6 protein-coding genes and 1 pseudogene are annotated in these 4649 nt (G+C 71.4%); 5 read left to right on the top strand and 2 right to left on the bottom strand.

Annotated elements, in window-relative coordinates:
* Together GUY61_RS40895 and GUY61_RS35020 are read left to right on the top strand one after the other, a co-directional pair.
* Positions 1 to 258 (top strand): annotated as a pseudogene (locus GUY61_RS40895) (sigma-70 family RNA polymerase sigma factor); the annotation flags it as partial.
* Positions 259 to 387: 129 nt separating this feature from the next.
* Positions 388 to 891 carry a GNAT family N-acetyltransferase gene (locus GUY61_RS35020; protein ID WP_166634353.1) on the top strand — a complete coding sequence of 168 codons (504 nt, stop codon included), beginning with the start codon at positions 388 to 390 and terminating at the stop codon, positions 889 to 891.
* A 139-nt stretch (positions 892 to 1030) separates the two neighbouring features.
* Here the strand turns inward: GUY61_RS35020 and GUY61_RS35025 are convergent, their stop codons facing one another.
* Together GUY61_RS35025 and GUY61_RS35030 are read right to left on the bottom strand one after the other, a co-directional pair.
* Complete coding sequence (locus GUY61_RS35025) at positions 1031 to 1468, bottom strand: hypothetical protein (protein WP_166634354.1); 438 nt, start codon at positions 1466 to 1468, stop codon at positions 1031 to 1033.
* Positions 1461 to 1829 (bottom strand): hypothetical protein, encoded by a 369-nt coding sequence (locus GUY61_RS35030; RefSeq protein ID WP_166634355.1) that lies wholly within the window; start codon positions 1827 to 1829, stop codon positions 1461 to 1463. Before GUY61_RS35030 ends, GUY61_RS35025 begins: the two co-directional genes overlap by 8 nt.
* A gap of 72 nt (positions 1830 to 1901) precedes the next feature.
* Between GUY61_RS35030 and GUY61_RS35035 the strand changes: the two genes are divergently transcribed.
* The 3 genes from GUY61_RS35035 to GUY61_RS35045 form a co-directional block, all read left to right on the top strand.
* Entirely contained in the window at positions 1902 to 2552 is a 651-nt protein-coding gene (locus tag GUY61_RS35035) for an HAD family hydrolase (protein WP_166634356.1), read from the top strand.
* A 397-nt stretch (positions 2553 to 2949) separates the two neighbouring features.
* A complete protein-coding gene (locus GUY61_RS35040; RefSeq protein ID WP_166634357.1) occupies positions 2950 to 3984 on the top strand; it encodes a methionine ABC transporter ATP-binding protein in 1035 nt (344 codons plus the stop codon).
* Positions 3981 to 4649 (top strand): methionine ABC transporter permease (locus GUY61_RS35045; protein ID WP_166634358.1); only part of this gene is annotated, 669 nt, incomplete at its 3' end. The genes GUY61_RS35040 and GUY61_RS35045, both read left to right, overlap by 4 nt.

The following is a 4649-nucleotide window of genomic DNA, read 5'->3' on the forward strand; positions in this document are numbered from 1 at the left end:
CGGGGTGCCGAGGGCGCCGTCCTCGCTGCCGAGCGGGCCAGGGCGCTGCGCGCCGCCATCGGCGGGCTCCCCGGCCGCTGTCCCGAACTGATGAGCGCGATGCTGCACCCCTGTGATCCCACCTACCGAGAAATCGCAGGCACGTTGGGAATCTCACAGGGGAGTCTGGGGCCCATCCGTTCCCGTTGCCTGGGATGCCTGCGCAGAATGCTGACGTCGGAGGTTGGCGCCCCTCAACCTTGGGGAAAGGGGTGGTGAACACCGGCGCCCGGAGGCGGGGCCCCTTCTCATCCACGCAGGGGCCGAGGCCGCTCCGGCCAGGGCAGGCGTTCCGGGCACCACACCCTCAAAGGGCCCGGACGGAACGGGAAGGGCAGGCGTGCGCACATGGGCATGAGCGTGACCATCTCCGCGGCGACCGAGAAAGACGCCGAGCAGATCTTCCGGCTTCAGTACCTCTGCTTCCAGCGGGAGGCGGAGATCTACGGCAATTACCGCATCGGTCCGCTGGTGCAGACCCTCGACGAACTGCGCACCGAAATGGCCACCGACCGGGTCCTCGTGGCGCGGCTCGGCGACGAGGTGGTGGGAGCGGTCCGTGGCAACCTTGACGCGGACGGCACCGGACACATCGGCAAACTCTGCGTACATCCGCGCATTCAGGGCCATGGTCTCGGCGCGCGGCTGCTGAGCGCGGTGGAGCGCGAACTGGCGGGAAGCCTCGGGGCGAGGAGGTTCCAGCTCAACACCGGCCATCGCAGCGAGTCCAACCTCCGCCTCTACAGCAAGGCGGGCTACGAGCGGGTCGGCGGCACCACCGGCTCCGACGGCATCCGGATGATCACCCTGGAGAAGGAGGCGCTGGCCGACGCCTACGTCACGAGCGCCTGACAGCCTCACTCACGCCTGACGGCGGCTCCGACGCCCGCGGGGCGGGGAGCCGCCGGCGCTTTGGGCGGGGTCCGCGGAGCCGGTCTTCCGGGAGGGCGCGTCCTCAGGAGCGGCGCGGTCTCAGGGGCGCGGCGCGGTCTCAGGCGGGGCGGGAAGCAGCGGTCCTGCGCAGCCAGACCATCCCCGCGACCGGCAGGATCACGGGGATGAAGAGGTAGTCCATCCCGTAGTCCGACCACACGGTCGAGTCGGGGAAGGCCGACGGGTCCGCCAGCGTCCAGGTCCCCACCGTCAGGACGAACCCCAACTCGGCGGCGCAGCACACGAGCGCCGCCCTGCGGGCCCGTTCGCCGCCCCGCACCAGTGAGTACGTGATGAAGCCGTAGACCAGTGCGGCGAGCGCCGAGAGCGCGTACGCCAGCGGTGCCCGGCCGAAGTCCTGGGCGATCTGGACGGCCGAGCGCGAGGCCGCGGCCACCGTGAACACGCCGTAGAACCAGACGAGCAGCCTGCCGGGGCCCTCGCCGAGCCGGTATTCCCTTCTGCCGGTCCCGCCGGGCGCCGTGCGCTCAGCCATGGCCGCCTCCCCAGATGTCGTAGAGCCTCACCTGGAGTACGGCCAGGACCACCGCGCCCGCAGCCACCGTGACGGAGCCCCAGCGGGTCCGCTCCGCGAGCGACATGAAGCCGGCTGCCGGGATCGCCGCGGCGGCGCCGATCAGATACGCCACGTAGACGGTCGTGCCCTGGTCCGGCCGTTCGCCCCGCGCGAGCTGCACGATGCCGACCACCAGCTGGGCCAGCGCGAGAACCGACACCACGGCCATGCCGATGAAGTGCCAGTCCTTGGTCGGCTGGTCACGGTAGGCGGCGTGCCCGCACCACGCGGCGAGGGCGAGCGCGGCGACCGCGGCCGCGATCGTCAGGGCGTGAAACATGCCGTGACCCTATTACGGACCAATCGACCCGCCGCGCCCGGCCCCACCTCACCCCCCGTAAGGTCGTGGCCCATGAAGTTCCACGCCGACGGCCTGCTGTTCGACAACGATGGCACCCTCCTCTCCTCGCTGGACTCGGTGCGCCGCTGCTGGACCCGGTGGGCCGGGGAGTACGGCGTCACCGCCGAGGACTTCGCCCGTGTCGAGCTGCACGGCCGTCCCGCCGTGGAGATCATCGCCGACCTGCTGCCCGCCGAGCGCGTCCCCGGCGCACTGGCCAGGATCGAGCGGCTGGAGATCGAGGACGTGGCGGGCGGTGGTGTGGTGGCCCTGCCGGGCACCAAGGAGCTGCTGGGCGCGCTGCCCGCTGGAAGCTGGGCCGTCGTCACCTCCGCGACCCGGCCGCTCGCCGAGGCGCGGCTGCGCGAGGTGGGAGTCGGTGTCCCCCTGCTGGTCACCGCCGAGGACATCACCCGCGGCAAGCCCGACCCCGAGCCCTACCTGCTGGCGGCCCGCAGGCTCGGCGTCGACCCGTCGCGCTGCGTGGTGTTCGAGGACGCTCCGGCGGGGCTGCGCGCGGGCCGGGCGGCCGGCATGCGCACCGTGGCGTTGGCCACAACCCACGACCGCGCGGAACTCGTCGCGCACGCCGTCGTGGACGACCTCTCGGCCGTGTCCGTGCGGGTCGCGCACGCCGGGCTGGAGGTCGCGGCCGGCGGCTGAACCCCGATCGCGCGTCTCAAAAGAGTGTCCGCATGCCGGACAGATTTGATCGATCGAACGCGACGTCTGTTTTACTGAGGCCCATGGACACCACGAGCAGCCGCATCCCTGCGACCGAGGCGAACACGACGCCCGGTGCTCGCTGTATGTGTCGAATGTGCGCCTTCTGAGGATCCCCGCCCGCACCTCGCGCCCCGAAGCGAGCTCTCGCTGAGCGTCCTCCCATGCCCTGACGGGCCATGAGGGCCGGCCTCCACCGCGTCCCCCGGACCCCGCCCGAGCCCTTCCGCCCGAGCGGCCGACGTGTGCCGTGCGGCCGGCGATTCGCGCCTTCTGACAGGTAATGCCCCGTGCCCGGCGACACCCCTGCCGCGCACTCGACAGTGACGGAACTCCAGTGATCACCACAACAGGCCTCACCAAGGTCTACCGCTTGCGCGACCGCGAGGTGACCGCCCTCGACGGCGTCGACCTGCACGTCCGGGAGGGCGAGGTCTACGGCGTCATCGGCCGCAGCGGCGCCGGAAAGTCCTCCCTCATCCGCTGCGTCAACCTGCTGGAACGGCCCACCTCCGGCACCGTGACCGTCGACGGGCGGGACCTCACCGCCCTCGCCGGCCGTGGTCCGCGCGCCGGCCGGGTGCTCCGCGAGGCCCGCAGCCGCATCGGGATGGTCTTCCAGCACTTCAACCTGCTGTCCTCGCGCACCGTTCAGGCCAATGTCGAACTGCCCCTGGAAATCCTCGGCCTCAGCGGGAAGGAACGTTTCCGCAAGGCCCTGGACCTGCTCGACCTCGTCGGACTCGCGGACAAGGCGAAGGCCTACCCCGCCCAGCTCTCGGGCGGCCAGAAGCAGCGCGTCGGCATCGCAAGGGCCCTTGCGGGCGATCCCAAGGTGCTGCTCTCCGACGAGGCCACCAGCGCCCTCGACCCCGAGACCACCCGCTCCATCCTCCAGCTGCTGCGCGACCTCAACCGCCGCCTCGGCCTGACCATCCTGCTCATCACCCACGAGATGGACGTGGTCAAGACCGTCTGCGACTCCGCGGCCCTGATGCGGGGCGGCCGGATCGTCGAGTCGGGCACCGTCGGCGAACTCCTGGCCACCCCCGGATCCGAACTCGCCCGTGCACTCTTCCCCGTCGGCGGCGAGGCCTCGGCCGGCGACCGCACCGTCGTGGACGTCACCTTCCTCGGCGGGACCGCCACCCGGCCCGTCATCAGCCGGCTGTCCCGCACCTACAACATCGACATCTCGATCCTCGGCGCCGCGATGGACACCGTCGCCGGACGCCAGGTCGGCCGCATGCGCATCGAACTGCCCGGCCGCTTCGAGGACAACGTCGTCCCCATCGGCTTCCTGCGCGAGCAGGGCCTTCGGGCCGACGTCGTCGACCACCCCGCGGAACCGACCGAGGAGAACGCCGAGTGACCTGGTCCGAGATGCGGCCCCTACTGGCCCAGGCCTGCTGGGACACCCTCTACATGGTCGGCTGGTCGACCCTCGTCGCCGTCGCCGTCGGACTCCCGCTCGGCGTGCTCCTCGTCCTCACCGACCGCGGCGGCCTGCTGGGCAACGCCCCGGCCAACAAGGTCATCGGGCAGATCGTCAACATCACGCGGTCCCTGCCGTTCATCATCCTGATGGTCGCCCTGATGTCCTTCACCCGCTGGGTCACCGGGACGACCATCGGCCGCGAGGCCGCCATCGTGCCGCTCGCCATCGGCGCCATCCCCTTCTTCGCCCGGCTCGTCGAGACGGCCGTCCGCGAGGTGGACAGCGGCCTCGTCGAGGCCGTGCAGGCCATGGGCGGCAGCACCTGGACCGTCGTACGCAAGGTCCTGATCCCCGAATCGCTGCCGTCCCTCGTCTCCAGCGCCACCACGACGGTCGTCGCGCTCATCGGCTACTCCGCCATGGCCGGCACCGTCGGCGCCGGCGGACTCGGCGACATCGCCATCCGCTACGGCTACCAGCGCTTCGAGACCGGACTGATGTGGATCACCGTGGCGGTCCTCGCCGTGGTCATCTCCCTCATCCAGTTCGCGGGCGACCGCACCGCCCGAGGACTCCACCGGCGCGGCGGCCACCACGGC

Source organism: Streptomyces sp. GC420 (assembly GCF_009916105.1).
Classification (GTDB): Bacteria; Actinomycetota; Actinomycetes; order Streptomycetales; family Streptomycetaceae; genus Streptomyces.

Coding starts and splice junctions, on each gene's coding strand:
- GUY61_RS35030 (WP_166634355.1), bottom strand. CDS start 1,829: ATGTTTCACGCCCTGACGATCGCGGCCGCGGTCGCCGCGCTCGCCCTC.
- GUY61_RS35035 (WP_166634356.1), top strand. CDS start 1,902: ATGAAGTTCCACGCCGACGGCCTGCTGTTCGACAACGATGGCACCCTC.
- GUY61_RS35025 (WP_166634354.1), bottom strand. CDS start 1,468: ATGGCTGAGCGCACGGCGCCCGGCGGGACCGGCAGAAGGGAATACCGG.
- GUY61_RS35020 (WP_166634353.1), top strand. CDS start 388: ATGGGCATGAGCGTGACCATCTCCGCGGCGACCGAGAAAGACGCCGAG.